27 protein-coding genes and 1 riboswitch are annotated in these 24,157 nt (G+C 71.8%); of the genes, 13 read left to right on the top strand and 14 right to left on the bottom strand.

Features of this window, described 5'->3' with window-relative positions; all coding sequences use genetic code 11:
- The first annotated feature begins 33 nt into the window (after window positions 1-33).
- On the top strand, window positions 34-378 hold the full coding sequence (locus NMK44_RS15285) for an LppU/SCO3897 family protein (RefSeq protein WP_254743202.1): 345 nt from the start codon (window positions 34-36) through the stop codon (window positions 376-378).
- On the opposite strand, the gene NMK44_RS15280 is transcribed toward NMK44_RS15285, so the two are convergent.
- Window positions 379-573 carry a DUF397 domain-containing protein gene (locus NMK44_RS15280; protein WP_254743199.1) on the bottom strand — a complete coding sequence of 65 codons (195 nt, stop codon included), beginning with the start codon at window positions 571-573 and terminating at the stop codon, window positions 379-381. It lies immediately after the preceding gene.
- Complete coding sequence (locus NMK44_RS15275) at window positions 557-1,381, bottom strand: helix-turn-helix domain-containing protein (RefSeq protein WP_254743196.1); 825 nt, start codon at window positions 1,379-1,381, stop codon at window positions 557-559. Before NMK44_RS15275 ends, NMK44_RS15280 begins: the two co-directional genes overlap by 17 nt.
- Window positions 1,382-1,454: 73 nt before the next feature.
- On the opposite strand from NMK44_RS15275, the gene NMK44_RS15270 reads away from it, so the two are divergent.
- From NMK44_RS15270 to NMK44_RS15260, 3 genes are all read left to right on the top strand, one after another.
- Window positions 1,455-1,859 carry an ATP-binding protein gene (locus NMK44_RS15270; protein WP_254743193.1) on the top strand — a complete coding sequence of 135 codons (405 nt, stop codon included), beginning with the start codon at window positions 1,455-1,457 and terminating at the stop codon, window positions 1,857-1,859.
- Window positions 1,860-1,924: 65 nt separating this feature from the next.
- Window positions 1,925-3,274 (top strand): class II 3-deoxy-7-phosphoheptulonate synthase, encoded by a 1,350-nt coding sequence (locus NMK44_RS15265; RefSeq protein ID WP_254743190.1) that lies wholly within the window; start codon window positions 1,925-1,927, stop codon window positions 3,272-3,274.
- Between the two features lie 145 nt (window positions 3,275-3,419).
- Window positions 3,420-3,671 carry a (2Fe-2S)-binding protein gene (locus NMK44_RS15260; protein ID WP_254743187.1) on the top strand — a complete coding sequence of 84 codons (252 nt, stop codon included), beginning with the start codon at window positions 3,420-3,422 and terminating at the stop codon, window positions 3,669-3,671.
- Window positions 3,672-3,682: 11 nt separating this feature from the next.
- On the opposite strand, the gene bfr is transcribed toward NMK44_RS15260, so the two are convergent.
- Window positions 3,683-4,162 carry a bacterioferritin gene (bfr, locus tag NMK44_RS15255; RefSeq protein WP_254743185.1) on the bottom strand — a complete coding sequence of 160 codons (480 nt, stop codon included), beginning with the start codon at window positions 4,160-4,162 and terminating at the stop codon, window positions 3,683-3,685.
- Window positions 4,163-4,311: 149 nt separating this feature from the next.
- Here bfr and NMK44_RS15250 point away from each other — a divergent pair, with 149 nt between their 5' ends.
- Entirely contained in the window at window positions 4,312-4,944 is a 633-nt protein-coding gene (locus tag NMK44_RS15250; protein ID WP_254743183.1) for a sulfite oxidase-like oxidoreductase, read from the top strand.
- Between the two features lie 16 nt (window positions 4,945-4,960).
- On the opposite strand, the gene NMK44_RS15245 is transcribed toward NMK44_RS15250, so the two are convergent.
- The 7 genes from NMK44_RS15245 to thiO all read right to left on the bottom strand — a co-directional run bounded on the left by NMK44_RS15245 (window position 4,961) and on the right by thiO (window position 11,332).
- Entirely contained in the window at window positions 4,961-5,419 is a 459-nt protein-coding gene (locus NMK44_RS15245) for a DUF4396 domain-containing protein (protein WP_254743180.1), read from the bottom strand.
- Between the two features lie 107 nt (window positions 5,420-5,526).
- On the bottom strand, window positions 5,527-6,426 hold the full coding sequence (locus NMK44_RS15240) for a deoxyribonuclease IV (RefSeq protein ID WP_374215275.1): 900 nt from the start codon (window positions 6,424-6,426) through the stop codon (window positions 5,527-5,529).
- Window positions 6,427-6,484: 58 nt separating this feature from the next.
- Window positions 6,485-8,437 (bottom strand): Stk1 family PASTA domain-containing Ser/Thr kinase, encoded by a 1,953-nt coding sequence (gene pknB, locus NMK44_RS15235; protein WP_254743174.1) that lies wholly within the window; start codon window positions 8,435-8,437, stop codon window positions 6,485-6,487.
- A 90-nt stretch (window positions 8,438-8,527) separates the two neighbouring features.
- Window positions 8,528-8,986 carry an SRPBCC domain-containing protein gene (locus tag NMK44_RS15230; RefSeq protein ID WP_254743171.1) on the bottom strand — a complete coding sequence of 153 codons (459 nt, stop codon included), beginning with the start codon at window positions 8,984-8,986 and terminating at the stop codon, window positions 8,528-8,530.
- Window positions 8,987-9,089: 103 nt separating this feature from the next.
- Window positions 9,090-9,935: a thiazole synthase gene (locus tag NMK44_RS15225; RefSeq protein WP_302888216.1), complete on the bottom strand. Its 846-nt coding sequence runs from the start codon at window positions 9,933-9,935 to the stop codon at window positions 9,090-9,092.
- A gap of 3 nt (window positions 9,936-9,938) precedes the next feature.
- Window positions 9,939-10,139 (bottom strand): sulfur carrier protein ThiS, encoded by a 201-nt coding sequence (gene thiS / locus NMK44_RS15220; RefSeq protein ID WP_254743168.1) that lies wholly within the window; start codon window positions 10,137-10,139, stop codon window positions 9,939-9,941.
- The gene (gene thiO, locus NMK44_RS15215) at window positions 10,136-11,332 is read right to left on the bottom strand and encodes a glycine oxidase ThiO (protein WP_374215278.1); all 1,197 of its coding nucleotides are present in this window, start codon (window positions 11,330-11,332) and stop codon (window positions 10,136-10,138) included. Before thiO ends, thiS begins: the two co-directional genes overlap by 4 nt.
- A riboswitch (TPP riboswitch) is annotated at window positions 11,330-11,443 on the bottom strand. It overlaps the preceding gene by 3 nt.
- A gap of 229 nt (window positions 11,444-11,672) precedes the next feature.
- On the opposite strand from thiO, the gene NMK44_RS15210 reads away from it, so the two are divergent.
- From NMK44_RS15210 to NMK44_RS15190, 5 genes are all read left to right on the top strand, one after another.
- Window positions 11,673-12,854: an NAD(P)/FAD-dependent oxidoreductase gene (locus NMK44_RS15210; RefSeq protein WP_254743396.1), complete on the top strand. Its 1,182-nt coding sequence runs from the start codon at window positions 11,673-11,675 to the stop codon at window positions 12,852-12,854.
- Window positions 12,855-12,980: 126 nt separating this feature from the next.
- Entirely contained in the window at window positions 12,981-13,346 is a 366-nt protein-coding gene (locus NMK44_RS15205; RefSeq protein WP_254743163.1) for an Rv2175c family DNA-binding protein, read from the top strand.
- A gap of 85 nt (window positions 13,347-13,431) precedes the next feature.
- A complete protein-coding gene (gene thiE / locus NMK44_RS15200) occupies window positions 13,432-14,115 on the top strand; it encodes a thiamine phosphate synthase (RefSeq protein WP_254743160.1) in 684 nt (227 codons plus the stop codon).
- Between the two features lie 154 nt (window positions 14,116-14,269).
- Window positions 14,270-15,190 carry a methylenetetrahydrofolate reductase [NAD(P)H] gene (gene metF, locus NMK44_RS15195; RefSeq protein ID WP_254743157.1) on the top strand — a complete coding sequence of 307 codons (921 nt, stop codon included), beginning with the start codon at window positions 14,270-14,272 and terminating at the stop codon, window positions 15,188-15,190.
- Window positions 15,191-15,227: 37 nt separating this feature from the next.
- Window positions 15,228-16,241 carry a hypothetical protein gene (locus tag NMK44_RS15190; RefSeq protein ID WP_254743154.1) on the top strand — a complete coding sequence of 338 codons (1,014 nt, stop codon included), beginning with the start codon at window positions 15,228-15,230 and terminating at the stop codon, window positions 16,239-16,241.
- A 24-nt stretch (window positions 16,242-16,265) separates the two neighbouring features.
- Here the strand turns inward: NMK44_RS15190 and NMK44_RS15185 are convergent, their stop codons facing one another.
- The 4 genes from NMK44_RS15185 to NMK44_RS15170 form a co-directional block, all read right to left on the bottom strand.
- Window positions 16,266-17,798 carry a phytoene desaturase family protein gene (locus tag NMK44_RS15185; RefSeq protein WP_254743151.1) on the bottom strand — a complete coding sequence of 511 codons (1,533 nt, stop codon included), beginning with the start codon at window positions 17,796-17,798 and terminating at the stop codon, window positions 16,266-16,268.
- A gap of 362 nt (window positions 17,799-18,160) precedes the next feature.
- On the bottom strand, window positions 18,161-18,784 hold the full coding sequence (locus tag NMK44_RS15180) for a TetR/AcrR family transcriptional regulator (RefSeq protein WP_254743148.1): 624 nt from the start codon (window positions 18,782-18,784) through the stop codon (window positions 18,161-18,163).
- Between the two features lie 77 nt (window positions 18,785-18,861).
- Complete coding sequence (locus NMK44_RS15175) at window positions 18,862-20,946, bottom strand: YhgE/Pip family protein (RefSeq protein WP_254743146.1); 2,085 nt, start codon at window positions 20,944-20,946, stop codon at window positions 18,862-18,864.
- Window positions 20,918-21,739 (bottom strand): ATP-binding cassette domain-containing protein, encoded by an 822-nt coding sequence (locus NMK44_RS15170; protein ID WP_374215274.1) that lies wholly within the window; start codon window positions 21,737-21,739, stop codon window positions 20,918-20,920. The genes NMK44_RS15175 and NMK44_RS15170 overlap by 29 nt, the downstream gene beginning before the upstream one ends.
- Window positions 21,740-21,952: 213 nt before the next feature.
- Between NMK44_RS15170 and NMK44_RS15165 the strand changes: the two genes are divergently transcribed.
- From NMK44_RS15165 to NMK44_RS15155, 3 genes are all read left to right on the top strand, one after another.
- On the top strand, window positions 21,953-22,465 hold the full coding sequence (locus tag NMK44_RS15165; RefSeq protein WP_254743142.1) for an SAV_6107 family HEPN domain-containing protein: 513 nt from the start codon (window positions 21,953-21,955) through the stop codon (window positions 22,463-22,465).
- A 166-nt stretch (window positions 22,466-22,631) separates the two neighbouring features.
- Window positions 22,632-23,390: a methyltransferase gene (locus tag NMK44_RS15160; RefSeq protein WP_254743139.1), complete on the top strand. Its 759-nt coding sequence runs from the start codon at window positions 22,632-22,634 to the stop codon at window positions 23,388-23,390.
- Window positions 23,391-23,662: 272 nt separating this feature from the next.
- Window positions 23,663-24,055, top strand: coding sequence for an SCO2097 family morphological protein (locus NMK44_RS15155; RefSeq protein WP_254743136.1), 393 nt, complete (start codon window positions 23,663-23,665; stop codon window positions 24,053-24,055).
- The last annotated feature ends 102 nt before the right edge of the window (window positions 24,056-24,157 follow it).

The raw sequence follows: 24,157 nt of genomic DNA, 5'->3' as shown, positions 1-24,157 counted from the left end.
GCGGAACTCGCCATCGCAACGGGGGATCTCGCCATGTCCACACTCAGCCGTCAGACCAAGATCCGCATCATCGCGATCCCGCTGGCCCTGATCGTCGCGGGTGTCTGGTACTACAACAGCCGCGGCAACACCACCGGCCCGGAGCAGCAGAAGAAGGTGGCCGCGCAGACCATCGACGAGGGCGACTGCGTGCAGAACAAGGGCACCGAGAGCGACCCCGACCTGAAGAAGGTCGACTGCGGGGGTGCGGCGGCCGACTACAAGGTCAAGGAGCAGTGGCCGCTGGACCACGAGTGCGAGGCGGGCCTGAGCACGTACCAGGTCACGCGGAAGGGCCGCGCGCAGTACACGCTGTGCATGGAGAAGTTGGCCGGCTAGTCAGAGCGCGCGGGCCGCCGCCGCGGAGACGAAGTCTGCGAAGGCGGTGGCGGAGACCAGCAGGGTGGGCCCGTGCGGATTCTTTGAATCCCGCACGGCCACCTGGTGGTTGGAGGTCTCGGCGACCTCTACGCATTCGCTGTTGCCGATATCCCCGCTGTAGCTCGACTTGCGCCACTCAGGACTGCGTTCCATAACGTTCCTCCATCACGTGCGCGATCAGATCTGCCGAGTCCTGTACGGACATGGCGGCAGCCTGGAGATGAGCGTAACGAAGGCTGAGATCCGCGACGTACTCCGGATCGGCGGACATATGTCCCGCTCTGTACGTCTCGTCGTATGCGAGATCAGGGCTGTTCTTGAAGCGCAGTAACGAGAAGGCGCCTTGAAAGCCGGCATGTGCTCCTGCCGTGAACGGCAGGATCTGGATGTGTACTCGTGGGTGGTCGCGGAAACCCAACAGGTGCGCCAGTTGGGCTCGCATGACGTCCCGGCCGCCGATTCCTTGGCACAGCGCCCCTTCGCCAAACACGGCCCACAGTAGCGGCGGGCGCTCCCTGTGAAGGATGTGCTGGCGTGACAGTCGCTGCTCCAGCCGGGATTCAAGCTCGTCCTTGTGGAGCACGCCGAGCACCGCCCGAGCGTAGTCCGGGGTCTGGAGCAGGCCGTTCACCACGGTCATCTCGAAGACGAACTTCTGGGTGGCTTCGGCCTCCAGCTCACTGTGATCCTTGAATTCGAGGGGCACGCCGAAGCACAGGGCCATCTTCAGCAGCCGCAGCAGCGAGCCGTCCGTGTTCAGCACGTCGTCCAACTGCATGGTGAAGCGGCTGGTAGGGATCTTCTTGGCGGTCTCGTACTGACCGATCAGCGACCCCGTGCAGAACACCTTGCCGCCGAGCTGATCCTGCGTGAGGCCCGCCGCCTCCCGGTACCGGCGCAGCTCCGCACCGAGGTGGTGCATCGGTGACGTGGTCGGGTCCAGCTTTCGGATGTTCGGCATGACGGCCCCCAACTACCTGCCCGTTGTGTTCACGGCGTAGCCGAGCGTAATCGACCGGATCCACCCTTGTGGCGTGAACAAAGACATCGCGTACCCCCCGCCGCAGTACCACCTCACCCTGGCCGCCATGTCCCCGCACGCCGTCCGGCACATCCGCCGGATCGTCCGCACGTATGCCCTCATGTGGGAGATGCCTCACATCGCGGAGGTGGCCGAGCTCGCTGTCAGTGAGCTCCTCGCCAATGTGATCCGGCACGTGCCGGACCGCTCGTGCACCGTGCTGCTGATCGCCGAGGAGGGGCGGCTGCGGGTCGAGGTGGGGGACAACTGGCCGCCGTTACCGGCGAGGCGGACGGCCGGGCCGTGGGAGGAGAGCGGGCGGGGGCTGGACCTGGTGGACCTGATCACGGACGCGTGGGGCATCGACCGGTCCCCGGCCCGGCCCGGGAAGACGGTCTGGTTCGAACTCAAGGCGTGACGGAACGCGTCTCACCCAGTGGGCGCCGGAATGGACCACCGCAGCGACCCCGTAACCTTGGCCGCGTGACCGTGAACGCTGAAACCCACGCCGGTGGCAACACCTGGCAGTCTCTTCCCGCGGCGCAGCAGCCTGACTGGCCGGACCAAGCGGCTCTGCGCGATGTGATCGCTGAGCTTGAGTCCTATCCGCCGCTCGTCTTCGCGGGCGAGTGCGACGCGCTGCGGCACCGCCTGGGGGCCGTGGCGCGGGGTGAGGCGTTCCTCCTCCAGGGCGGGGACTGCGCCGAGGCGTTCGACGCCGTGGGCGCCGACCAGATCCGCAACAAGCTGAAGACGCTCCTGCAGATGGGCGCCGTGCTGACCTACGCCGGGTCCGTCCCGGTGGTGAAGGTCGGCCGGATCGCCGGGCAGTACAGCAAGCCGCGCTCGAAGCCGACCGAGACCCGGGACGGGGTGACCCTGCCCACCTACCGGGGTGACTCGGTCAACGGCTTCGAGTTCACCGAGGCGGCGCGGATCCCCGACCCGCAGCGCCTCAAGCGCATGTACCAGGCGTCGGCCTCGACGCTGAACCTGGTGCGCGCCTTCACCACCGGTGGCTACGCGGACCTGCGCCAGGTGCACGCCTGGAACCAGGACTTCGTGAAGTCGTCGCCGTCGGGTCAGCGCTACGAGGCGCTGGCGCGCGAGATCGACCGGGCGCTGAACTTCATGAACGCCTGCGGGGTGGACCCGGAGGAGTTCAAGACGGTGGAGTTCTTCGCCTCGCACGAGGCGCTGGTCCTGGACTACGAGTCGGCGCTGACGCGTACCGACTCGCGGACCGGTGACCTGTACGACGTGTCCGGGCACATGGTGTGGATCGGTGAGCGCACCCGGCAGCTCGACGGGGCGCATATCGAGTTCGCGTCCAAGATCCGTAACCCGGTGGGCGTGAAGCTGGGCCCGACGACCACGCCGGAAGAGGCGCTGACGCTGATCGACCGGATCGACCCGGACCGTGAGCCGGGCCGGCTGACCTTCATCACGCGGATGGGCGCGGACAAGGTCCGCGACAAGCTCCCGAACCTGGTGGAGAAGGTGACCGCGTCCGGGGCGCAGGTCGTGTGGGTCTGCGACCCGATGCACGGCAACACCTTCGAGGCGGCCTCCGGGCACAAGACCCGGCGCTTCGACGATGTGCTGGACGAGGTCAAGGGCTTCTTCGAGGTCCACAAGGAGCTGGGCACCCACCCGGGCGGTATCCACGTGGAGCTGACCGGGGACGACGTCACGGAGTGCGTGGGCGGCGGTGACGAGATCTTCGTCGACGATCTGCACCAGCGCTACGAGACGGCCTGTGACCCGCGGCTGAACCGCAGCCAGTCGCTTGACCTGGCGTTCCTGGTGGCGGAGATGTACCGGGACCAGTGAGTCCTGGGGCACCGCAAGATCGCTGAGAACGTGAGTGGGGCACGGATCACATGGATCCGTGCCCCTCGGCGTTGTGAGGTCCGGCCATGGAAGGTAAGGTAAGGGTTACCTCACTGATCATGCTGGTCAACGCTGGAGAGTTCGCGTGTACGTCTGCTCATGCTTCGGTATCACCGAGAAGCAGGTGCGCGAGCACGCGGATACGGGTGCTTGCACACCACGCCAGATCGCCGGCGCCTGCAAGGCGGGCACCGACTGTGGCTCCTGTGTCCGCAAGATCCAGGCATTGCTGGGGCGCGGTTCCTGCCCGCGGCGGGAGAGCCTCGATCCGGTGGTGCTGACCCCGGCGACCGCTGAGGTGTCCGTGGTCGAGCTGCCCGCGGCCGAGGCCGCCTGAGCCCGGGTGGATCAGTCGCCCGGCTGCTCGATCTGCTGGGCGATGTAGAGCGCCTCACCGAGCTTCTCGATCAGCCCGAGCTGGGTGTCGAGATAGTCGATGTGCTCTTCCTCGTCGGCGAGGATGTCCTCGAAGATGTTGGCCGAGGTGATGTCACCCTTGCTGCGCATCAGCTCGATGCCCCGCTTGAGCCGGTCGATGGCCTCGACCTCCACCTGACGGTCGGCCTGGAACATCTCGGTGACGGTCTGGCCCACCCGGACGTGGAACATCCGCTGGTAATTGGGGAGACCGTCGAGGAGCAGGATCCGGTCCGTGATGATCTCGGCGTGCTTCATCTCGTCGAACGACTCGGACCGGGTGTATTTGGCAAGCCGGGTCCAGCCAAAGTTGTCCTGCATCTTCGAGTGCAGGAAGTACTGATTGATCGCGGTCAGCTCACCGGTCAGCTGCTCGTTCAGGAACTCAAGGACCTCGGGGTCGCCCTGCATCGAAGGGGCTCCTTCCCATCAGTACGGGGAATGCCAGGTGCGCGCATCGTCGCATCGTCGCTGGTGGGGCGTCCAGTAAGTGCACGCTTAGTGCGAGTTGCCCCCGCGGATGATCCCCTGGTCACGACCACCCCCGGCGGTCTGAGACCATGGAGTCCATGGGTCAGTCGGAAAGCCGCGAGGGGGAGCTCGCGCAGCTGCCTCCGGGTCAGCGACTGCAACGCGGTTGGCCGGTTACGCACTACGGGCCGGTGCCGAAGTTCAGGCCGGAGCGCTGGGAGTTCCGGGTCTTCGGTGCGACGGCGGACGGCGAGAAGCACTGCTGGACGCATGAGGAGTTCTCGGCGCTGCCGTACTCGACGGTCGTGGCCGACCTCCACTGCGTCACCAAATTCAGCATGCTGGGCGCCGAATGGGGCGGGGTCTCCACGGCGGCGATCGTGGATCTGGCGCCGCCCGCGCCGGATGTCACCCATGTGATGGTGTGGGCGGAATACGGCTTCAGCTCGAATATGCGGTTGTCGGACTTCACCGCCTCGACATCGATTTTCGCCACGCACAAGGACGGCGAACTGCTGACGGCCGAGCATGGATTTCCGGCGCGTCTGGTCGTTCCCCATCTCTACGCGTGGAAAGGGCCCAAATGGGTCCGGGGCGTGGAATACATGAGGGCCGACCGCCGGGGCTTCTGGGAGGAGCGGGGGTACCACAACCTCGGCGACCCCTGGAAGGAGCAGCGCTACTCCTACCAGGAGGAACTGGGGGACGGGCCCGAGCTCTGAGGTCCCGGCGGGATGCTCAGTGGTGCCGGTGCACCACGGCGTGTCCCCTGCCGCGCGCGATCATCCACTTGTTCACCGGTGTGGTCACCAGGAACGCGACCACGAACGACAGGGCAAGGCTGAGCCAGAACAGCGCGTCCGACAGAGTCGCCTCCATCGCGCCGGGGAAGAGCAGGATCGTGCCGTTGTCGGCCAGTTCCATCACCGCGATGGAGACGGTGTCGGCGGCCAGCGCCACCCGGACCGCCGCGCGCGGGCCCAGTCCGGACCGCAGTACGCCCCAGACGGTGAACGCGTAGCCGAAGGTGAACGCCAGCACGATCGCCAGCGCCATGGTCGGGGCGTCGTGCCAGGCGAGGGCGGTGCCGATGGCCATACCGAGGATCTCGCCGATGGCGCAGCCGGTGAGGCAGTGCAGGGTGGCCCGTACGGCGGTGGGCCAGCCCGTCATGGCGGGTGCGCCGTGGTGTTCCATCGGAGTCCTCCTGGGGAGCGCGTGACCGGTGGTGGTCCGTCGCCTCGGAGAACGCTATACCCCCGGGGGGTATTCCCGGGGAAGGCTCACCCTCGCCCGCGCCACGCTCACACCGGCCCGCCGTCCCGGAGCTCCTTCAGCCGCGCCACGTCCGCCGCGTGCCCCTCCGTACCGCCGGGGGTCTCGATCACCAGCGGCACCCCCTCCGTCGCCGGATGGCCGAACAGCTCGCGGAACGGCTCCGCGCCGATGTGCCCGGCGCCGATGTTGGCGTGCCGGTCCTTGTGGGCGCCGGCCACGTCCTTGGAGTCATTGGCGTGGATCAGCTTCAGCCGCCCAGGCCCGGTGACCGCCACCAGCTCGTCCAGGGTCTGCTTCATCCCGCCCGCGGCGGCGAGGTCATGGCCCGCGGCGAACACATGGCAGGTGTCCAGGCAGACGCCCAGCCGCGGATGCCGGTCCAGCGCCTCGAAATACGGTCCGAGGTCCTCCACCAGCGCGCACAGCGAGGTGCCCTGTCCGGCGGTGGGCTCCAGCAGCAGCCAGGGGTCGTCGTCGTGCGTCAGCTCGTCCAGCAGAGGCAGCATCCGCTCCCGCACCTGGGCGAGCGCCGTGCCGCGCTCCCGTCCGCCGGTGGCAGAACCGGTGTGGACCACGACGCCCCGGGCCCCGATCTCCCGGCCGCGGCGCAGCGAATGGCGCAGGGAGTCCACCGAGCGCTCGGCGGTGGCCTCGGTGTGCGAGCCGAAGTTGATCAGGTACGGGGCATGGACCCAGGCCGGTATCGACTGCTCGGCGCAGCCGGAGCGGAACGCCTCGTCCTGGGCGGGGGTGCCGGTCGGGGTGGCCCAGCCGCGCGGATTGGCGACGAAGACCTGGACGGTCTCCGCGCCGATGTCCCGGGCGTGGGCGAGACCGACGGTGGCCAGTCCGCCCGCGACGCGGATATGGCCGCCGACGGGGTTGCGGGTGCGGTGCGTACTCACGGTTCCAAGGGTCCCAGGCATGACGGACGCCCGGGACCGCCGGGGTCCCGGGCGCCGTGGATGCTGTCGGCGGGGGCGTCTAGAAGACGCCCTCCACCTCGATGGTGATGGTGCTGCCCTTGGGGGCCTTGTCCCCGCCGTCCACCGACTGGTCCTTGATCGTGTCCCCGGCGAACAGCGGCTTGTCGACGTCGACCTCGAAGCCCGCGTCCTCCAGCTCGGTGGTGGCCTCGTCGATGCTCATGCCCTCGACGTCCGGCACCTCGATCATCTGCTGGCCCTTGGAGAGCGCCAGGGTCACGGTGTCGCCCTTGGCGCCGGTCTTCCCGCTCCCGGGGCTCTGCCGGGCGACGGCGCCCTTGTCCTCGTCGGAGAAGACCCGCTGCTTGGCGAGCTTCACCTCGAAGCCCTCGTCCTCCAGCGCGGTGGTGGCGTCGCCGACCGTGTCCCCGACGACGTCCGGGATCTCGATCTCGGGCCCGTTGCTGACCACGATCGTCACGGGGGTGTTCGGGCGGCGTACGGAGCCCTCACGCGGACTGGTGGACAGCACGGACCCCTGGGGCGTCTCATCGCTGAACCGCTTGGTGATCCGGCCCACCGAGAGCCCCTGGTCGGCGATCTTCTTCTTCGCCTCGGAGAGACGGGTGCCGACCACATTGGGCACCTCGGCCCGCTCCGGGCCCGCGGAGACGGTGATCGTCACGGTGCCGGTGTCACGGATCCGCGCACCCACGCCGGGCTTGGTGCTGATGACGTGGTTCCGGTCGACCACATCGCTGTAGTCCGAGACGACCTTCACATCGAGACCGGCGTCGCTCAGCTTCTTCTTGGCCGCCGACTCGCTCATCTTCAGCACCGGCGGGACCTTGGTGAACTGACCGGAGTTGATGTACCAGACACCGGCGCCGATCCCGAGGGCCAGCAGCACCGCGGCGACGATCGTCACGATCCCGCGCCGCGGCATCCGCCCGCCGCCCCGGCCGCCACGGCCGCCGCGGTTGCCACGACCACCGCGTCCGCGCCGTCCGGGCGGGTCTTGCGGCAGGTCCAACCGGCTGGTGCGGTGGAGCTGGTCCTGGTCGGCCACCCCGGCGGGCCGCGGGATCACCGTTGTACGGTTCTCCGCACCGCTGTCCCCGTCCGCTTCCCTGGCCTCCGGCGGCACCGCGTCGAGCTGGGCGTTGGTCAGCGCGGCACGGGCCGAGCGGGCCTGGCCGAGCAGTGCGACGGCGTCGGCGGGGCGCAGCGCGATGTCGCGCGCGGTGGCGGAGGCCACCAGGGCGTCCAGCTCGGGCGCCACATCGGGGGCGAGCACGGACGGCGACGGGACGTCCTCGTTGAGGTGCTGGTAGAGGATCTGGGCCGGGGTGCTGCCGCCGTGCGGCTTGGAGCCGGTCAGCATCTCGTAGAGCACCACGCCACAGGCGTAGACATCGGCCCGCGGATCGGCGGTGCCGTTCTCTATCTGCTCGGGGGCGAGATAGGAGACGGTGCCCAGGACGCTGCCGGTGGAGGCGCTGGTGTTGGTGTCCACCGCCCGCACCAGGCCGAAGTCGGCGACCTTGACCCGGCCGTCGTCCCCGATCAGCACGTTCTCGGGCTTCATGTCGCGGTGGACGAATCCGGCCCGGTGGGCCGCGCCGAGCGCGGCGAGCACCGGCTCAAGGATGTCGAGCGCGGCGCGCGGCTGGAGGGCCCCGCGCTCGCGCAGTACGTCGCGCAGCGTGCAGCCCGCGACGTACTCCATCGCCAGGTAGACGTGCACACCGTCGGTGCCCTGGTCGTACACGCCGACCACGTTGGAGTGCGCGAGTCTGGCGACGGATTTCGCCTCGCGGATGAAGCGCTCGACGAAGGCGGCGTCGGTGGCGAGGCTCTGGTGCATCACCTTCAGGGCGATGACACGGTCGAGCCGGGTGTCGACGGCGCGGTAGACCGTCGCCATCCCGCCCACGGCGATGCGGGCCTCCACGCGGTAGCGGCCGTCGAGCACCTGCCCGACAAGGGGGTCCTGGAGCGTCGTATCCACGAGAGAGCAGTTTACGGACCGTCCGGGGGCGATCGTTACGCCCACCTGGGGTGGGGGCCCGGTTTGAAGCCGAACGGTGACACCTGCGGGTCAGTTGTGCGACGCGGCGGCCAGGGCGGCCAGCTCCTCCAGGGCCGAGGTCCAGGCCAGGGCGGCGTACTCGGCGTGCCGCGCCCTGGCCTCCTCGGACACGTCCAGGGCACGGATCCCGGATTCCGTCAGGCGGAGCCGGGTGCCCTCGCCCTCCGGGGCGATCCGGAACTCCACCAGGGTGGCGTCGCCCGCCTCGGTGCCGGGGCGGTCCGGCTCCCGGGCCAGCCGGAAACGGAAGAGGGCGTCCGGTACCGCCTTCTCCACCCGGCCGTGGAACTCGCCGTGCTCGTCCCAGCGGAAGCGGAGGATGCCGCCGGGGCGCAGCTCCAGTTCACAGCCCCCGAAGGCGTACCAGGCGCGGATGTGCTCGGGCGTCGTCAGCACCCGCCACACCCGGTCGACGGGCGCGGCCACGTACACCTCGCGCTCGATCCGGTCGGCCACGGTCACGGTCACGGCGACCACCTCCGGCTTCCACGGTAGGCGGGGCGCCGTGCCCGTGCCGCGACAAGCGGCCGGGGAGAGCCCCGGCCGCACCAGGACACCCCGGTGCGGCTCGCTAGAAGGCGGGCCGCTCCGGGTCCAGTGCGGCCCTGCCTTCCGCCGGGGACGATGCCTCCGCGAAGTGGCGGCGCGGGATCCGGCCCGCGCGGCGGGCCAGCCGTCCCGCCTCCACCGCGTGCCGCATCGCCGCCGCCATCAGGGCGGGCTCCCGGGCCCGTGTCACGGCCGAGGCGAGCATCACCGCTCCACAGCCCAGCTCCATCGCGAGCGAGGCGTCGGAGGCGGTGCCCGCGCCCGCGTCGAGGATCACCGGCACAGTGGCCCGCTCGACGATCAGCTCGAAGTTGTGCGGATTGCGGATGCCGAGGCCGGAGCCGATGGGCGAGCCCAGCGGCATGATCGCGGCGCAGCCCACATCCTCCAGCTTCCGGGCGAGCACCGGGTCGTCGTTGGTGTACGGCAGCACCGTGAAACCGTCGTCCACCAGGGTCTCGGCGGCGTCCAGCAGCTCCACGGGGTCGGGGAGGAGGGTGCGCTCATCGGCCACCACCTCCAGCTTCACCCAGTCCGTGCCCAGGGCCTCCCGGGCCAGCCGCGCGGTCAGCACGGCCTCACCGGCGGTGAAACAGCCCGCGGTGTTGGGCAGCGGGCGGATGCCGTGCCGGTCCAGTACGGAGAGCACCGAACCCTGCACCGTGGGGTCGAGACGCCGCATGGCCACGGTCGTCAGCTCGGTCCCGGAGGCGAGCAGGGCGCGCTCCAGGATCTCCAGACTGGGCGCCCCGCCGGTGCCCATGATCAGCCGGGAGCCGAACGCGGTCCCGGCGATGGTCAGCGGGTCGGCGGCGGGCGCGGCGGCCCCGTTCCCGGCGGCCGCGGTGTCCCTCGTGGTGGCGGTCATGGCTCAGCCTCCCTGGACCGCGGTGAGGACCTCGACGCGGTCGCCCTCGCCCAGCGCCGTCAGCGGCCACTGGCCGCGCGGCACCACCGTCTCGTTGACGGCCGCGGCGACGCCGGAGGGCGCCCGGGTGAGGGTGGCCACCAGCAGGTCGAGGGTGGTGCCCTCGGTGATCTCGCGGGGTTCCCCGTTGACGGAGACGGTCATGCGGGCTGCTCCTGTGGTGCGGTGATCGGGGACCGGGCGGTGCCGTCGAACCGGTGCGGGGTGAACGCGCGCGCCACCGGCGGGAGTTCTCCGCCGGTCAGCGCCTCGGCCATGACATCGCCCGTGACCGGGGTGAGAAGGACGCCGTTGCGGAAGTGGCCGGTGGCGAGCTGGAGCCCCGGCAGCGCGGTCGGCCCGAGGAAGGGGCCGTTGTCGGGGGAGCCGGGGCGCAGCCCGGCACAGCTCTCCACGAGCGGCAGTTCGGTGATGCCGGGGATCAACTCATGGGCGTCGCGCAGCAGCTCGTACACCCCGCCCGCGGTGACCGTGGTGTCCCAGCCGGACTCCTCGGAGGTGGCGCCGATCACCAGCTCACCGTCGAGCCGCGGGACGAGGTAGACGTCCATGCCGCGCACCACCGCCCGCACCACCCGGGACAGGAACGGCCGGCAGGGGGCGGGCACGGTCAGCCGCAGCACCTGGCCCTTGACCGGGCGCACCGGCGGCAGCACCTCCGGGGGCACGCCCGCCAGCCGCGCGCTCCGGCTCCCGGCGGCCAGGACGGTCTGTCCGGCGGACAGCCGGGTGCCGTCGGCCAGCTCGGCGCCCGTGGCGCGGCCCCCGCCGACCGTCAGCCGCTCGGCCAGGACGCGGTGGAGGACCACCCCGGCCCGTTCACAGGCGCGCAGCAGCGCCGCCGTCAGCCGCCGCGGATCCACCTGGTGGTCGCCGTCGATGCGCATCCCGCCGCGGACGCCGGGGGCCAGCATCGGTTCCAGGCGGCGGCATTCGCGTCCGGTGAGCCACTCCACGGGCAGCCCGTGGCGCTGGTGCCGTTCGTGGAGGTCGCGCAGATGGGCGCGGTCGTCGGCGTCGAGCGCCACCATGAGCGTGCCGCAGGCGCGGTAGCCGACCTCCTGGCCGCCCGCCTCCTCCACCTCCGCCACGAACTGCGGATAGCGGGCCGCGGAGGCGAGGTTGAGATCCAGCAGCGCATGCTCGCCGTACTGGAACTCGCCGACGGATCCCAGCATCCCGGCCGCCACCATGGCCGCCCCGCCGCCCGGTGCCGGGTCCACGAGCGCGGTGCGCAGCCCCCGCTGGGCCGCCCGCCAGGCGGTGACCAGACCGATGGTGCCGCCCCCGATGACCAGGGCGTCGTACGAGGTTCCCCCGCCGCCCGATGCGCGCATGGGCATACTGCCCCTCCCTTCGCCGGCATGACCCGGATCAGGTTCGTACGGTCGGAGGCCGTCCCAGCCTCCCTCTCAGCCCGGTGCGTCCGAACTCCCGCGAGTGCTCTGTGGCGCCACCCTAGTACGAGCCCCGAAGGGCCCGGAAGGGCGAACCGGACGAGCCGGGAATCACGGCGGCAACCCGCCCATGCCCGCGCCGATCTTGTAAGGGAGATCTCGCCCCGCGCTCTGCGGTGCGCCCCGCGTACCGCCATACAGTGATCGTGTGAGTGATGAGACGACGAGGACGGCGTCCACGGTGGGCAGCGGGCAGCGCGTGGTGATCGTCGGCGCGGGCATGGCGGGAGTGCAGACCGCCGTCGCGCTGCGCGAGGAGGGCTGGGCCGGGGAGATCCTGCTGCTGGGGGCCGAACCGCACCAGCCGTACGACCGGCCCCCGCTGTCCAAGGCCGTGCTGCTGGGCAAGGCCGAAGGGTCCGCGTTCGACGTGGACTTCCAGGCCCTCGGCATCGACCTGCGGCTCGGGGTGACGGTCTCCGCGCTGGACGCCGGGGCGAAGCGGCTGGAGACCGAGTCCGGACCGGTGCCCTACGACGTCGTGGTGCTCGCCACCGGCGCCGAGCCGGTGGCCCTGCCCGGCAGCGAGGGCGTTCCCGGCGTCCATCTGCTGCGCACCCTGGACGACGCCGAGCGACTGCGCCCGGTGCTCGCCCGGCAGCACGAGATCGTGGTGGTGGGCGCGGGCTGGATCGGCGCGGAGTTCGCCACCGCCGCCCGGGAGGCGGGCTGCGCGGTCACCGTCGTCGAGGCCGCCGACCGGCCGCTGGCGGGCGCCCTCCCGGCCGAGGTGGCCGCACCGATGGCCGACTGGTACGCGGACTACGGCGCCACCCTGGTCACCGGCGCGCGGGTGGACGGCGTGGACGAGACCGGGCTGCTGCTCGGCGACGGCACCCGGCTGCGGGCGGGCGCGGTGGTGGTGGGGATCGGGGCGCGGCCCGCCACGGGCTGGCTCACGGGCTCCGGCGTGGAACTGGCGGACGACCGGTCCGTCGCCGCCGACGAACGGCTGCGCACCTCGGTGGAGGACGTCTACGCGGTCGGCGACTGCGCGTCCTTCCCCTCCGCGCGCTACGGCACCCGGCTGCTGGTGCACCACTGGGACAACGCACTCCAGGGGCCGCGTACGGTCGCCGCCAACGTGGTGGGCAGCCGGACCGCCGCCCACACCGGCGTCGCGGTCTACGATCCGGTGCCCTATTTCTGGTCCGAGCAGTTCGGGCGGTTCATCCAGTACGCGGGCCACCACGAGGAGGCCGACGAACTGGTGTGGCGGGGCGATCCGGCCGGGGCGTCCTGGGCGGTCTGCTGGCTGCGGGACGGGGCACTGGTCGCCCTGCTGGCCGTCGGCCGTCCGCGCGATCTGGCCCAGGGCCGCAAGCTGATCGAACGCGGCGCCCGGCTGGACCGGACCCGGGCCACGGACCCCTCGGTGCCGCTGAAGTCCGCCGTTTCCTGACCGTTCCCGTGCGTCCCGCCGCCGCGGGGCGCAACGAGGGGCGGGGGCCGTGCGGGACGGGCGGTGCGGCCCGCACGGCGGACACCCGGCTACCCACTGTCAGTCGCAGATGGCAGGCTTGTTCCCGTGACCGAGATTGACGCAAAGATCGATGCTCTCGTCCCCGCCTGGCTCACGCTCCCCGACGCCGCCGAAAAGCTCGGTGTCGAGGTGACCCGCGTCCGGCAGCTGGTCAAGGAAGGCCAGCTGATCGCGGTGCGCCGCGGCGAGAACCGGGTCCTCCAGGTGCCCGAGGAGTTCATCGGTGATGGCAAGGTCGTCAAGGGCCTCGTGGGGACCTTGACGCTTCTGAAGGACGACGGCTTCAGCGATGAAGAGATGCTGGAGTGGCTTTTCACCCCCGACCCGACCCTGCCCGGCACCCCGGCGCGGGCCCTGACCGAGAACCGCGGCACGGAAGTGAAGCGCCGGGCGCAGGCCCTGGCCGTCTGACCGCGTTCCGCATCATCACTTCGGCGTACGGGCGGGGCATGGACCCCGCCCGTACGCCGCCGACCCCGGGGGGACCGCCACACCCATGGCCGCCACCAGCCCGTCCACCGGCACCTCCGCCACCACCGCCTCCGCCCGGGAGCGGCTGGCCGACGCCCGGCTGTACCTGTGCACCGATGCCCGGAAGCGCCAGGGCGACCTGCCGGAGTTCCTGGACGCCGTGCTCTCCTCGGGGGTGGACATCGTCCAGCTCCGTGACAAGGGCATGGAGGCGGCCGAGGAACTGGACCACCTGGCCGTCCTCGCCGACGCGTGCCGCCGCCACGGCACCCTGCTGGCGGTCAACGACCGCGCGGACGTCGCCCACGCCATCGGCGCCGATGTCCTCCACCTGGGCCAGGGCGACCTCCCGGTCCCGGCGGCCCGCGCGATCCTCGGCCGGGACGTGCTGATCGGCCGCTCCACCCATGCCGAGGCGGAGGTGGACGCGGCGGTCTCCCAGCCCGGTGTGGACTACTTCTGCACCGGCCCCTGCTGGCCCACCCCCACCAAGCCCGGCCGACCCGCCCCGGGGCTGTCCCTGGTGCGGTACACGGCCGCGCTGCGCCCGGCCCGCCCCTGGTTCGCCATCGGCGGTATCGACGCGTTCAACCTGGACGAGGTGCTGGAGGCGGGGGCGCGCCGGATCGTGGTGGTCCGGGCGATCACCGCCGCCGATGACCCGGCCGAGGCGGCGGCGGGGCTGGCCAAGCGGATCCGGGCGGCATAGTTCCCACAGGATGGACCGCACGGCCGCTCCGCGACTGCGACGCAGGTGAGGGCGCACGGCAAGGGTGTCCGCACTGCGGGACGCGCCCCCGACAAAAGGTAAATATCGGCCGCTCGGCTGGGCGCGGTCCACCCCGCTGGCTAACCTTCCCAATATGGCCCTAGGCACCGCTTCCACCAGGACCGATCGCGCGCGGACCGTGCGTGATCTGCTCGCGTCGGGCGAGCAGTCGTACTCCTTCGAGTTCTTCGCCCCCAAGACGGCGAAGGGTGAGCACACGCTGTGGAACGCCATCCGCCGACTGGAGGCCGTCTCGCCGACCTTCGTCTCCGTGACGTACGGCGCCGGCGGCTCCTCCCGCGAGGGCACGGTGCGCGCCACCGAGCGCATCGCGACCGACACCACCCTGACCCCCGTCGCCCATCTGACCGCGGTCAACCACTCCCGGGCAGAGCTGCGCAACATCATCGGCCAGTACGCCGACGCCGGGATCCGGAACATGCTCGCGCTGCGCGGCGACCCGCCGGGCGATCCGATGGGGGAGTGGGTCCGGCACCCCGAGGGCCTGGACTTCGCCATCGAGCTGGTCCGGCTGATCAAGGAGTCGGGCGACTTCTGCGTGGGCGTCGCGGCCTTCCCCGAGATGCACCCGCGCTCCGCGGACTGGGACACCGATGTCCGCCACTTCGTGGACAAGTGCCGGGCGGGCGCCGACTTCGCCATCACGCAGATGTTCTTCTACCCGGAGGACTATCTGCGGCTGCGCGACCGAGTGGCCGCAGCGGGCTGTACGACGCCCATCATCCCTGAAATCATGCCGGTCACGAACGTGCGGCAGATCGAGCGGTTCGCCAAGCTCAGCAATGCGGCTTTCCCGCCCGAGCTCGCCGAGAGGATCCTGGCCGTCAAGGACGACGCGGCCGCTGTACGCTCGATCGGGATCGACTACGCCACCGAGCTGTGCGCGCGGTTGATGGCCGAGGAGATCCCCGGGCTGCACTTCATTACCCTGAACCACTCCACGGCGACGCTGGAAATCTACGAGAACCTGGGACTGCATCAGCGGTCCTCGTAACGGCAGCCGACGGGCGGCCGCACTGAGAGGGGCGGGCATGGGCTGGACGGTCCTCTACATCGCGTTCGGGATCGTCGCGCTGTGGCTGCTGGGCGAGGTCCTGCTGCAGTACAAGGCGCGGCTGCGCTGGCGGCTGCTGGCGTTCGTCGGCTTCCTCGGCGTGGTGGCCGGGGTGCTCGTCCCCTCCGTGCTGGTGATCGTGATCGGCGCGGTCGCCTTCGCGACCGGCCAGACCTATGTGACGCTCTCGTTCCGGCGCGGCTTCGCGGCCGGGTGGGCACTGCGCGGCGGACTGCCGGGGCTGAGCCGGGGCCGGGACGAGGAGCGTGCCGGACCACCGGAGCCGGAGCCGATCCTCCAGGTCTCGGACCTGGAGGACGTCCCGGTCGCCCCCATGGACCCGCCCACCTACCGGCCCGAGCCGATGCCCGACGACACCGGTGAGTACGGCGTCTACGACGACGCCTCGCCCTTCGCGCCCTCCCAGCCCGCCGGGGCGGCGGCGTACGGCGCGGGTGCCGGTGACGGCTACAGCGCCTACGAGACCTACGGCGGCTACGGATCACAGGACACCGGCCAGGGCCACGCCTACGGCCAGGGCGCGTACGCCGACGCGGGTCAGATGGGTCAGATGGGCCAGCAGCAGGCCCAGCCAGGTCAGCAGGGCGCCTACGACTACGGCAACGAGGCGTACGCGGCGTACGGCGATCCGTACGGCGGCGCCCAGCCCCAGCAGCAGCCGCACGCCGATCCGTACGCACAGGCGCAGCCCTACGGCCAGCAGCCGTACGCCGATCCGTACGCCGCCTACGGGCAGGACCCGTACGGCACCGACCCGTTGGGCGGCGATCCGCTCACCGGTGACCACTGGGCGGCGGGCGGCGGGTACCCGGCGCAGGGCCAGTACGCCCCCGGCGGCGACGCGATGCAGCCGGGCGGCACCTGGGTCCCGCAGCAGCGCGACGGCGAGAACCAGCCCCCGGCCGAGCAGCCGTACCCCTACCAGCAGGGGGGCTTCCAGCAGGGCTACGACGAGCAGTACCGCTACTGAGCGCCCGAGGCGCCCGAGCGCCCGTCACTGCGAACCGCGGAAGTCCTCGCCCTCGACGATCAGACCGGCCACCAGCGCGCCGGACATTCCGGTGTGGGCCAGACCCCCGCCCGGATGGGCCCAGCCGCCCGCCAGGTACAGCCCCGGCAGCCGGGTGACATTGGCCGGGCGCAGCAGACGTCCCCCGGCGCCCGCGAGGGCCGGGCCGGGCACCGCGCCGCCACGGGCGCCGGTGTCCGCCTCGGTGTCGGCCGGAGTGCGGACCTCCCGCCACAGCACCCGTTCCGCGAGGTCCGGGATCACCATCTTGGCCGCCGTCATCAGCCCGTCCGCGTCGTCCTCGGCGGCCTCGCGGTCGGCCCAGTCCACCGGGCCGTGCGGGGCGACCACGGCGGTGAGCGTGACCGCCTCGTGGTCCGCGTCCGGGCACACCGTGGGGTCGTCCGGGCGGAGCACGGTCACGGTGGGGCGCAGACAGGGCTTGCGCATGGCGCGGCCGTCACCGAAGACCCCGGCCAACTCCGCGGTCCGGTCCGGGGCGTGCACCACGGTGCGGTGCGGGGTGCCCGCGGGGCGGGCCCCGCGCAGCGCCAGATGCACCGTGAGACGGCCCGGGGCGGCGCTGCCGGGACCGCGGTCGGGGGAGACGTCGCCGTCGTCCCAGGGGCGCCGTCCGCCGAGCATCCCGGGCAGCAGCGCCGGGTCGACGGCCGCGACCACCGCGTCCGCCTCCACGGCGGTGCCGTCGGCCAGTTCCAGGCCGGCCGCGCGGCCGTTCTCCTCGATGACGCGGATGACCTCGGCGCCGAACCGGAACTCCACGCGCCGCTGACGGCAGCGCTCGTACAGCGCGTCGGCCAGCGCCCGCATCCCGCCGCGTACGTACCAGGTGCCGAAGGTCTGCTCCAGATAGGGCAGCACGGTGGCCGCGGCGGGGGCGGAGCGCGGGTCCAGGCTGTGGGCCAGGGCGTGGCTCTCCAGCAGGGCGACCGCCCGCGGGTCCCTCAGCTCGCGCCGCGCAACATCGGCGAGGGTGGCCGGGCGCCGGGCGCCGTACCAGCGCCGCACCGGGGCGGCCGGATACGGATCGCGGCCCAGCACCTGCCAGTCGGCGCGCAGCGGCTCCTCCAGCAGCGGTCTGCGGGTGGCGTCCCAGACCTCACGGGCCCGGTTGACCAGATCGCTCCAGCGCTCGCCCGCGCCCGCGCCGAAGGCGGCGTCCATGGCCTGGCTCACCCCGCCGTGCGAGGCGTTGGGCAGCACCAGCGCGGTGCCGTCGGCGAAGAGGTGGCGGACGGCCGGATCCACCTGGACGAGCCCGACGCTCCGCTCCAGTGGCTCCTTGCCGGTCTTCACGAACAGGTCCCGGTAGACGGCGGGCAGGTGCAGCAGCCCCGGGCCGGTGTCGAAGGAGAAGCCGTCGCGCTCGAAGCGCCCGACGCCGCCGCCGTGGGTCGCGCCGCGCTCGTACACCACCACCCGGTGGCCCGCGACGGCCAGCCGGGCCGCCGTCGCCATGGCGCCCATCCCCGCGCCGATCACCGCAATCCGTGCCATGACCGCGACTTTATCCGCCGCCGCGGACACCGGTGGACAGTGGTCGGGGGCACGGCCGTGGGGAGGAGCGCGGGGGGTCTGAGTACGCGTACTCAGACCGGGAGATGAGTAGCCGCGCGGATGGGGCGGATCCCCTCCGGACGGGAGAGTGGAGCACACGGAAGGGCGCTCGCCGGACCGCCGACACGGGGCGGCGGAACGGCGGGGGCCCGGACATACCGGGGGCGTACGGGGGAGCCACCGCTGCCACGGTGGCTCTTACGGGGGTACGGGGGGAGGCGCTGTTCCGGCGCGGGACCGATGGGGGTCGAAACCGCGCCGGGACAGCGCCTTCTGCTGTGTCCGCCTGCCCTGGTGAGCCGTCAGCCCGGGGCCACGGCGCCGCCGCCCACCCGGCCCTGGAGCAGCAGCGAGAGCGCCGCGTGCACATCGTCCAGCGACCGTTCGGGCTGGTACGACTGCCAGTCCAGCGCGGCCACCAGGACCATGCCGAACAGCGCCGAGGCGGTCAGCGCGATGTCGATGTCCTCGCTCAGCTCGCCCGCGGCCACACCGTCCCGCAGCTCGGCCTCGATCACCGCTATGGCGCGCTGCCGGACCATCATCAGGGTGGACTGCCAGGCGCGGTTGGTGCGCCACAGCTCGGCCACGTAGAGCTGGGTGAGGGCCGGATAGCGGGAGATGAAATGCAGCCCGGCCCGGATCATCGCGTCCAGGCCGTCCACATGGCTGCCGCCGCGTTCGGCGTTCTCGTCGGAGGCGTTCTGGAGCGAGGTGGTCAGCAGCTCCACACCGTGCCGCAGCAGCTCCTCGAAGAGGACGGTCTTGCTCGCGAAGTTGTAGTAGACCGTGCCCTTGGCGACCCCCGCCCGCTCGGCGATCTCGTCCACGGTGGTGGAGGAGAAGCCCTGTTCCGCGATGAGGGTGACCGCTGCCTCGAAGAGCTTCTGCCGGGTGGCCTGGCGGCGTGTGTTGCTGCTGTCCATGGCGCCGATTGTGCCCGGTGGGTACGTGGCCCCGCGCACGGGCCGGGTGCCGGGTGCCGCGTCCACCGGACCGGGGCTCACAGGGTCAGCTCCGGATGCAGCCGGTCGACCGACCACACCTGCTTGCTCCGCGCCGACCAGGCGGTGAGGGCGAGGGCGGCCACGGTGTAGCCGATCAGCACCGCGCACGCCAGCCAGACCGGGCCGAGTCCACCGCCGGTGATCAGGCGGCGCAGCCCGTCCACGACGTAGCTCATCGGCAGGAAGGGGTGGATGACATTGAAGAAGTGCGGGCTGGTCTGCACCGGATAGGTGCCGCCCGCCGAGGTGAGCTGGAGCATCAGCAGCGCCAGGACCAGGATTCTCCCGGCCGGTCCGAAACGGGCGTTGAGCCACTGCACGATCGCCACGAAGCACGCCGTCACCAGCACCAGGAAGCCGACGGTGCCCGCCGCGCGCGCCATCTGGAGGCCGATCGCCCAGTGCAGTACGGCCATCAGGGCCACCGTCTGGAGCACTCCGATCGCGGCGACCGGCAGCCAGCCCGCGAGCGCCACCCGCCAGGAGGCGGCGCCCGCGGCGAGCGCGCGCCGGTTGAGCGGCTGGATCAGCATGTAGGCCACCATCGCGCCCACCCAGAGGGAGAGCGGGATGAAGTACGGGGCGAAACCGGTGCCGTAGTTGGGTGCCTTGTGCATCGCCTGGTTGACGAGCTGGACCGGGTCCGACATCACATCGGTGCGCCGGTCCCGGTCGTTCTTGTCGTAGTCGGGGATCTTCGCGGCGCCGTCGTGCAGTCCGCCGGAGAGCTCACCGGAACCGTCGACCAGCCGGAACATCCCGCCGTTGAGCGTGTTCGCGCCGGTGTGCAGGGTGCCGACGCCCCGGTCGAGGTCGGACGCGCCGGTCTTGGCGGTGGTCAGCCCGGTGTGGAGGGTGCCGGCGCCCTTGGCGACCTTGTGCGCCCCGGAGTTGAGCGCATTGATCTTCCGCACGGCGGAGTCGAGGTCCTTGCCGAGGTGCGGGGCGTTGTCGGCGAGCCAGGTCGCCTTGGTGTGCAGATCGTCCAGCCGGGTGCCCAGGAGATCGAGCTGATCGGTGTTGTCCTGGACCAGCTCATCCACCTGCTCGGCCACATCGGCGGCGGTGTCCGCCGCGGCCACCGACTTCTTCAGCGCCGGACAGTCCGGGTCGAGGGTCACCACGCCCGTGCAGCGGGTCCGGTAGTCGGCCGCCAGGTCGTCGGCCGCCGTGCGGGCCTTGGTGGCCGCGCCGGAGGTCGTCTCCGGGAGGGTGTCGAGCTGGTCGGAGGCGGTCTTGGCGGCGTTGGCGACCAGCCGGGAGACCCTGCCGATCTCCGTGCCGTTCTTCTTCAGGAACGGACCGACCTTGACCGAGACGTCATTGACCTTGTCGGAGAGGGTCTGGGTGCCCTCGGCGACCTTGCCCGAGCCCTTCTCCAGTCTGTCCGCGCCCTTGTTGAGCTTGCCGAGCCCGGATCGGAGGTCCTTGCTGCCCTTCTTCGCCTTGCCGAGGCCCTTGGCGAGGTCGCCCGCGCCCTTCCTGGCCTTGGAGATGCCGTCGCCCAGTTTGTCGGCGCCCTTGGCGGCCTTCTCCGTCTTGCCGTGGATGTCGGAGAAGGAGATGAAGATCTTGTCGTAGAAGCCGCGGGACGCCTTGGTGGACGCCGCGGCGCGCACCTCGGTGAAGACCGAGCGGGAGATCTGGCCGACGATGTAGTTGTTGGCGTCGTCGGTGCGCACCTGGAGGGCACCGGTCTCCGGGGACTTCCCGGAACTGGACGCGATCCGCTCGCTGAAGTCCGGGGGCACGGTCAGCGAGAGGTAGTACCGGCCGTCGGCCACACCGTCGCGGGCGTCGGCGGCACTGGTGGTGTGCCAGTCGAAGGTGTCGCTGTCGAGCAGCTTCCCGGTGATGTCGTCACCGGCGTGCAGGCTCTTGCCCTTCACGGTGGCGCCCTCGTCGGCGTTGACCAGGGCGACCGGGATCTTGTCCAGCTTGCCGTAGGGGTCCCAGAAGGACCACAGGTAGAGCGCGCCGTAGAGCAGGGGGAGCAGCAGCAGGGCGGCGAGCGCCGCCCGGGGCATCTTTCCCCTGCCGAAGCGCTTGAGCTCAAGCGCGGCCAGTTTCGGCGAGCGCATCCGCCGCCCCCTCCTCGTCCTTGTCCGTGTCCTCGTTCTTGTTGTCGAGCCCGGGTGTCTCCGCGCGCTCCTCGTCGGCCGCCTCGACCGGCCGGGTCGACACCACCACGGCGTCCTCCGGGGCCTGGCTGCACACCGCGAGCACGGTGGTGCCGCTCGCCGCGAGGCCCCGCAGCAGGGCCCACGCCTCGTCCCGTTCGGTGTCCGAGAGCTTCAGATCGGTGTCGTCGACGGCCAGCAGCCGTGGCCGGGAGATCAGCGCGAGGGCCACCGAGAGGCGCAGGCCCTCCAGCCGTTCGAGGTCCCGAACGGCCGTGCGCGGCCCCTTGGGCAGCGTCTCCAGATCCAGCCCCGCGGCCCGTACGGCGGCGTCGATCGCGGCCCGGGAGGCGGCGGCGCGTTCGCGGCGGGGCCGCAGCAGCCCGCGCGCGGCGTCACCGAACCGGCGCTGCAGCAGGGCGCGTTCCCGCAGGTGCTCGGCCACGGTGAGCACCGGATCCAGCTCGCTCACCCCGGGCACATGGGCCAGTGCGCTGATCCGGCGTATGCGCGCCATCTGTTGGGGCACACGGAAACCACCGACGCTGCCCCGCCCCGCGGCGGGGCGCATCCGTCCGGTGAGGGTGAGGAGCAGACAGGTGCGACCGGAGCCGGAGGGCCCCTCGACCGCGATCAGCGCTCCGGGCTCCGCGGTCAGGGCGACCTCGCGGAACGCCCAGCCGCGCGAGCCCTTGACGCCGAGTCCCTCGGCCGTCACCGCCGCCCCGGTCCCCTGGTCCGGGGTGCCCTCCACAAGAACCACTCCCCCCTGCGCATGCTGGAGTACGGAAGAAATTGAACTGACCGGTCAGTTCAAAAGCAAGAATAGGGGTAGCTCGTCCCGGTTGCCGCACCGGGGTCATCCGCGCAGGTCAGGGCCGATTGTCAGTGGTGTGCCCCACGATGGCCCCATACGGCGGTCGCTCTACCACACGACCGACCGCCACGCGACGACAGGAGGTTCGTCATGGCCAGTACCGCCGCGGCGCGCCGGCACCATGCCGCCGTCCCCGCCCCTTCGTTGACCGGCCCCGCGACCGACGTCCACCCCGTGCTGCGCCGCGCGGCCGCCCCGCCGGCCGCCCTCGATCTGCTCGCCCAGGCCCACCAGGGGCTGGAGGAGGCCGCCGGCCTCGAAACCCCCAACGAGGCGTACGCCACCGCCCATCTGGCGGCCCTGCGCACGGCCGCGGCCGTGCTCGCGGTGCACGGGCGGCCCGAGCCCTCCGCCCGCCGCCGCGCCCGTATCCGCAGCGCCTGGGAGGTGCTGCCGGAGGTCGCCCCCGAACTGACCGAATGGTGCGCGCTGTTCGCCTCCGGCGCCGACCGCCGGGCCCGTGCCGAGGCGGGCATACAGGGCGCGGCCACCCGGCGGGACGCCGATGACCTGCTGCGTGACGCGGCCGTGTTCCTGCGGCTGGTCGAGCGGATGCTCCAGCTCCAGCCCGTGCTCCCGCAGCAGGCGCCACCGGAGCGGTGAGCGCCCGGCGGCGGGACGGGGGGAGTGGTTCCGGTCCGGCGGGTGAGATGTGCCCGGTGCCTGTGGGCGGTCAGGGCCCCCGGAGGCAATAGGCTGGGGCCGACGTCAGTAAGTCGTCGTCATCGTCCCCGGGCGGTGGCGGCACCGCGCCGAGGAGCCACCCGCCGTGTCAGACCCGCAGCGCCCCCGAGCGTCCCTCCGTACCGCCGTGGTGTGGGAGGTCCTGGAAGCGGCCCTGGACCGGCGGGCCAAGGCCACCGGCCGGGACGGGGTGCTGGACGTGCTGGACACCGGCGGCGGCAGTGGGAACTTCGCCGTTCCGGTCGCCCGCCTCGGCCACCGCGTCACCGTGGTCGACCCGAGCCCGAACGCGCTGTTCGCCCTGGAGCGGCGGGCCGCCGAGGCCGGGGTCGCCGAGCGGGTGCGCGGGGTGCAGGGCGATGCCCACGGACTGTTCGACGTGGTCGAGCGCGGCGGCTATGACGCGGTGCTGTGCCACGGCGTCCTGGAGTACGTGGACGACCCCGCCGAGGGCCTGCGGAACGCGGTGGCCGCGCTGCGCCCGGCCGGGACGCTGAGCGTCCTGGCCGCGGGGCTGGGCGGCGCCGTGCTGGCCCGTGCGCTCGCCGGGCACTTCACCGAGGCCAAGCAGGCGCTGACCGATCCTGAGGGCCGCTGGGGCACCGGAGACCCCATGCCGCGCCGCTTCACCGCCGACCAGCTCACCGCGCTGGTGGCGGGGGCCGGGCTGGAGGTCGGCCCGGTACACGGGGTGCGGGTCTTCGCCGACCTGGTGCCCGGAGTGCTGGTGGACACCGAGCCCGGGGCCCTGGACGCGCTGTTGCAGCTGGAGGCCGCCGCCGCCGAGCTGCCCGCCTTCCACTCCGTCGCGACCCAGCTCCATGTGCTCGCCGAGCGTGACTGACCCTCCCACCTGCACGGCCGCCGGAAGGACGGACCAGGTGGAGTAGGCCACAGGCCCCCCGACTGGCCCCTCGGCCCCGTATGATCGGGGTACACCGTCCGGCATGGTGAATCGGCGGGAGGGGAATGGACGTCTCAGCGTCAACTTTCGCTACGGATGGAACGGTGGGCGAATTGGCGCTGAGGGGCGGGTTTCACGGGGGCGATTCCCTGCCTATCCTGAAAGGGTCGCACCCGGTCGCCCCCCCCGCGACCGACGAGTAGGAGGACTCCGTGCCGCTCTCGGAGCACGAGCAGCGCATGCTCGAGCAAATGGAGCGAGCGCTGTACGCCGAAGATCCCAAGTTCGCGACAGCGCTTGAGGGAAGTGGCCTGCGCACGTACACCCGGCGACGGGTCTACCTGGCGGTCGCGGGTTTTCTGCTGGGCATCGCGCTCCTGATGGTCGGAGTGATCCTCCCGAAGACGTGGATCAGCGTGGTGGGATTCCTGATCATGCTGGGCTGTGCGGTGCTCGCGGTGACGGGCTGGCGCAAGGCGCCCAAGCCTGGTGAGGCACGGCGCCCCGGCGCGGCGGCCCCCCGCCGTCAGAGCCGTCAGCGTCGTTCGATGATGAACCGTATCGAGGAGCGGTGGCAGCGCCGCCGCGATGAACAGGGCCACTGAGCACCACCGAGCACCACTGAGACGCCGAGGGGGGGCCCCCCCACCCCGGGGGCGCCCCCCCCCCCCCCCCCCCCCCCCCGGGGGCCCCCCGGGGCGCCGGTG

Origin of the sequence: Streptomyces cucumeris, from assembly GCF_024295805.1 — a bacterium.
Taxonomy (GTDB): Bacteria; Actinomycetota; Actinomycetes; order Streptomycetales; family Streptomycetaceae; genus Streptomyces; species Streptomyces cucumeris.
The sequence above is the reverse complement of the archived record's forward strand: the minus strand, read 5'-3'. Positions and strand labels throughout refer to the sequence as shown.

Bases quoted from the DNA above. Each gene is read 5' to 3' on its own strand.
- NMK44_RS15285 (WP_254743202.1), top strand. From the start codon at position 34: ATGTCCACACTCAGCCGTCAGACCAAGATCCGCATCATCGCGATCCCG.
- thiS (WP_254743168.1), bottom strand. From the start codon at position 10,139: ATGACCGTCTCCGTCAACGGGGAACCCCGCGAGATCACCGAGGGCACC.
- NMK44_RS15225 (WP_302888216.1), bottom strand. From the start codon at position 9,935: ATGACCGCCACCACGAGGGACACCGCGGCCGCCGGGAACGGGGCCGCC.
- NMK44_RS15280 (WP_254743199.1), bottom strand. From the start codon at position 573: ATGGAACGCAGTCCTGAGTGGCGCAAGTCGAGCTACAGCGGGGATATC.
- NMK44_RS15240 (WP_374215275.1), bottom strand. From the start codon at position 6,426: ATGCCTGGGACCCTTGGAACCGTGAGTACGCACCGCACCCGCAACCCC.
- NMK44_RS15180 (WP_254743148.1), bottom strand. From the start codon at position 18,784: ATGGACAGCAGCAACACACGCCGCCAGGCCACCCGGCAGAAGCTCTTC.
- NMK44_RS15250 (WP_254743183.1), top strand. From the start codon at position 4,312: ATGGAGTCCATGGGTCAGTCGGAAAGCCGCGAGGGGGAGCTCGCGCAG.
- NMK44_RS15190 (WP_254743154.1), top strand. From the start codon at position 15,228: ATGGGCTGGACGGTCCTCTACATCGCGTTCGGGATCGTCGCGCTGTGG.
- NMK44_RS15175 (WP_254743146.1), bottom strand. From the start codon at position 20,946: ATGCGCTCGCCGAAACTGGCCGCGCTTGAGCTCAAGCGCTTCGGCAGG.
- bfr (WP_254743185.1), bottom strand. From the start codon at position 4,162: ATGCAGGGCGACCCCGAGGTCCTTGAGTTCCTGAACGAGCAGCTGACC.
- metF (WP_254743157.1), top strand. From the start codon at position 14,270: ATGGCCCTAGGCACCGCTTCCACCAGGACCGATCGCGCGCGGACCGTG.
- thiO (WP_374215278.1), bottom strand. From the start codon at position 11,332: ATGCGCGCATCGGGCGGCGGGGGAACCTCGTACGACGCCCTGGTCATC.
- NMK44_RS15165 (WP_254743142.1), top strand. From the start codon at position 21,953: ATGGCCAGTACCGCCGCGGCGCGCCGGCACCATGCCGCCGTCCCCGCC.
- NMK44_RS15275 (WP_254743196.1), bottom strand. From the start codon at position 1,381: ATGCCGAACATCCGAAAGCTGGACCCGACCACGTCACCGATGCACCAC.
- NMK44_RS15185 (WP_254743151.1), bottom strand. From the start codon at position 17,798: ATGGCACGGATTGCGGTGATCGGCGCGGGGATGGGCGCCATGGCGACG.
- NMK44_RS15210 (WP_254743396.1), top strand. From the start codon at position 11,673: ATGGCGGGAGTGCAGACCGCCGTCGCGCTGCGCGAGGAGGGCTGGGCC.
- thiE (WP_254743160.1), top strand. From the start codon at position 13,432: ATGGCCGCCACCAGCCCGTCCACCGGCACCTCCGCCACCACCGCCTCC.
- NMK44_RS15245 (WP_254743180.1), bottom strand. From the start codon at position 5,419: ATGGAACACCACGGCGCACCCGCCATGACGGGCTGGCCCACCGCCGTA.